Genomic DNA, 3316 nt, shown 5'->3' with positions numbered 1-3316 from the left:
GGAAATTTTTGCCTCCAATTGCTTATGAATGGTTTGAGTGCCACAAATAAACCGACCAGATGCTAAACCAAACCCATACTCATCGAGTCCTCTATGGGCTGCTGCAATAATTTCCGGGTGATTGGCAAGTCCCAAATAATTATTTGCACAGAAATTGAGTACCGTCCGATCGCCCTCAATTCTGATTTCGGCATCCTGAGGAGTGGTTAAGAGACGTTCTTCCTTTGCCAGATTTGCTCGCTGAATTTCATCAAGAGACGTACCAAAAAAGGAAAGTGCAGTTTTATTTACGGCAGTTTTGTTCATGATCGCAGAACTCCTGTTTTTTGGCTCTAAGCATCCTAACTCTGGGTATTCTGACTGTGGGCACGTAGTTTCTCCAGCATCTCGGTCACGATCGCGGCTAAATCATACTGATGCTGCCAACCCCAATCAGCTCGCGCTTTTGAATCATCAATCACGGAGGGCCAGGAATCGGCGATCGTTTGCCGAAAGTCGGGAACGTAACGACAGGTAAAGTGGGGCAAGTGGGTTTGAATTTCAGCAACCAGTTCTGCGGCAGAAAAACTGATCGCGGTCACGTTATAGCTCGACCGGATTTTAATAGCGTTGGAGTCTGCTTGCATAATGCCTAAAATGGCACGAATCGCGTCAGAGATATACATCATGGGGAGGCGCGTCTCCGGACGAACAAAGCAGGTGTAGGTTTCCGAGCGCAGGGCTGCCTGGAACATTTCGACCGCAAAGTCCGTAGTTCCCCCGCCTGGAGGAGCACTATAGCTGATGATGCCGGGTAAGCGCAGACTCCGTACATCAACCCCGTAGCGGTGGGCATAGTAGTGGCACAGGAATTCTCCCGTCGCCTTTGTAATGCCGTACATGGTGGTTGGATCTTCCACAGTGACCTGGGGCGTATCGAGTTTGGGTGTATGGGGTCCAAAAACTGCGATCGAACTGGGAAAAAAGACTTGCAGATTGAATCGTTGTGCAGCCTCCAGAACATGCCGCAGTCCGTTCACGTTAACATCCCAGCATCGATCGGGAAATTGTTCTCCTTTCGCAGATAATATCGCTGCCAAATGATAAACAGTATCAATGTGATAATGTTCAATTAGCTTTTGCAGCTGACCTTGATCGGTAACATCTAAAACCTCAAAGGCAAAGGAACTGGAGCGATCAGAGGGGGCTCTCCAACCGCTTTCAATCACGTTGGTTGCTCCATATTGCTGGCATAAGGCAGTTACTAAATCGCTGCCAAGCTGTCCCCTCGCACCTGTGACTAGAATTTTGTTCATCGGTCGAACCTCCTGCTGCAACCGGATGCGTTGCTAGCTCATGCAGCGTGTGTAACAGACGATAAACTTCCTCTGGCGATCCAGAAAAACTACAGGATGGCGGTTTATCTCCTGGTGCAGAGCAGGGAACTGGGCACGAATCCAATTTAGATCTAGCATCGTCATGAATCCTTTCCCCTATTCCTCATTCGGTGGGAACAGCCCTGGGCAGGTCAACACAAAGACATCTCTAGTGCCCTGACCAAAACCGATCGCCTTCACTGGGGAGGTGTAGTGAAAATATTGATCGTCCTTAAACACCAGAAATTCTCCCGGATACAACACTTTACTCAATACAGGTTGTTTGCCCTCTTTGCTGGGATAAAGATGGGTTTCCGCACCGTCAATGTCGTGGCGATCGACCGAGAAAATGCCAACCAGATCCACCCCATCCCGATGAATGCCTTCAGGCGCAGGATTGCCCATCTTTTGAGCCGATGCGACCGTCCGAATCTGATGCACGCCAATCTCTTTGTAGGGCGAGCAAAGCTGGCAGAACTGGTAAAATTCCCAAACTAATCGCTGAAAGACTTCCTGCTGAATCAGTTCATCCTCTAGCTCGGCATACTCTCGAACCACGTCCCCCAGGAGTGGGTTATACTGCCGACTCTGAAATAGACGACGATGGGGCTGCTGAATTAAGCGATCGCCATCGATCTTGAAGTGCGAAAGTCGCCGGAACCGATACCCGCCCTCCAGGTAAGGATCGGCAGGTAAATGAGCGAAAGAAGGCTGGAGCTGCTCGACATCAATCGCCGTTAACATTTCCAGCACATAGCTTGCCAGACAGTTTGCTTCTGGCTTAATAAATTCTTGAGGCTTAGAGAGATTTAACATTGGATTCAACTGCCTTGCTTAAATACAATTGCGGCAGCAAAATGATCTGCCATTGACAAAAGTAGGCGAATACAGTGAATGATTGAAAAATGAATGGAATGATTGAGAAATGAATGAAAAAAAGATAGAACCGATCAAGCTCTAAAGAATTTTTCTCGAAAGGCAACCAATAAGGTTTATAAAGGTTTGTAGCGATCTTGTAGTGGTACCCTAAACAGTTTTGTTTGAATTATTTTGTTCGCATTGAGCCGAACAAGTTGAACGATGCAAGAGGCAACCTTAGCTCTTAATGCCAACTCTTCCTTTGTTGACTCTTCCTTTGTTGACTCTTCCTGATGTCAGCTCTCCCTGATGTTGGCTTTTACTTAAAGAAGAGAGTTTAGCTGTACCAGTCCAATACTGATTATTGTAATTAGATTTCTGTCGATCGTCGATCCCCAATCGGTTAGAGGCCGGTTTTCATCAATTGGTTGTAGTCGGGGTAACGTCAGATTCCAGTGTGACTAAGACAGCCGATTCTGGAAAACGGCATGATTCTAGTTGCCAGAGTTCTTGAGCAGGTCGGCTTCGATCGCTCCCGGTTCGTAGGCTGACCAGTAGCCAAACCAGAATGCGAGTTTGACGAATACAGGCATCACCCCCATTACGCTGGGCGTTTTTTCAATGCCAACCCAGGTTTCACTCAGGCTGGCAACCCAAATTGCCATGTTCACCTCGCGCTTCATAATGAGCGATTCACCCTGGTGAACATGAACAACTTGCACTCATTCTGTGTATAAATTTGATTGATGTAATCGCTGAACGATCTTAGAATAGCGGTTTCATTTTCGTCAAAATGCCGATCGTAGCCTGCTTTCCCGATCGACTCTACTATCCTATCGCTTCCCAGTCTCGTTACCCTCCACGCCTTCCATCATGTTTAACCCAGCCAATCGCACTGTTCTTCTACTTGCTCTTTGTCAGACCCTAGCAATGACAGGCAGTACGATTCTCTTTATCACTTCCGCCCTGATCGGACAATCGATCGCCTCAGACAAATCCCTTGTCACATTGCCACTGGCTCTCCTTCAAATTGCCACCATGATCGGCACGATCCCGGCTTCTCTTTTAATGCAGCGAATTGGTCGGCAAAAGGGATTTATGCT

Annotated in this window: 3 protein-coding genes and 1 pseudogene; all 4 read right to left on the bottom strand. The window is 47.6% G+C overall.

The window, feature by feature from the left end; translation table 11 throughout:
• Window positions 1-306 (bottom strand): annotated as a pseudogene (locus tag H6F80_RS14900) (hypothetical protein); the annotation flags it as partial.
• Window positions 307-341: 35 nt separating this feature from the next.
• On the bottom strand, window positions 342-1295 hold the full coding sequence (locus H6F80_RS14895) for an NAD-dependent epimerase/dehydratase family protein (RefSeq protein ID WP_190792315.1): 954 nt from the start codon (window positions 1293-1295) through the stop codon (window positions 342-344).
• Between the two features lie 177 nt (window positions 1296-1472).
• Window positions 1473-2171 carry a 2OG-Fe dioxygenase family protein gene (locus H6F80_RS14890; protein ID WP_190792314.1) on the bottom strand — a complete coding sequence of 233 codons (699 nt, stop codon included), beginning with the start codon at window positions 2169-2171 and terminating at the stop codon, window positions 1473-1475.
• 536 nt (window positions 2172-2707) lie between these two features.
• Window positions 2708-2935, bottom strand: coding sequence for a hypothetical protein (locus tag H6F80_RS29175; RefSeq protein WP_199296594.1), 228 nt, complete (start codon window positions 2933-2935; stop codon window positions 2708-2710).
• Window positions 2936-3316 lie beyond the last annotated feature (381 nt).

This window comes from Leptolyngbya sp. FACHB-711 (assembly GCF_014695615.1).
Lineage (GTDB): Bacteria > Cyanobacteriota > Cyanobacteriia > Elainellales > Elainellaceae > Leptolyngbya_A.
This window is presented reverse-complemented; position numbering and strand designations above follow the sequence as displayed.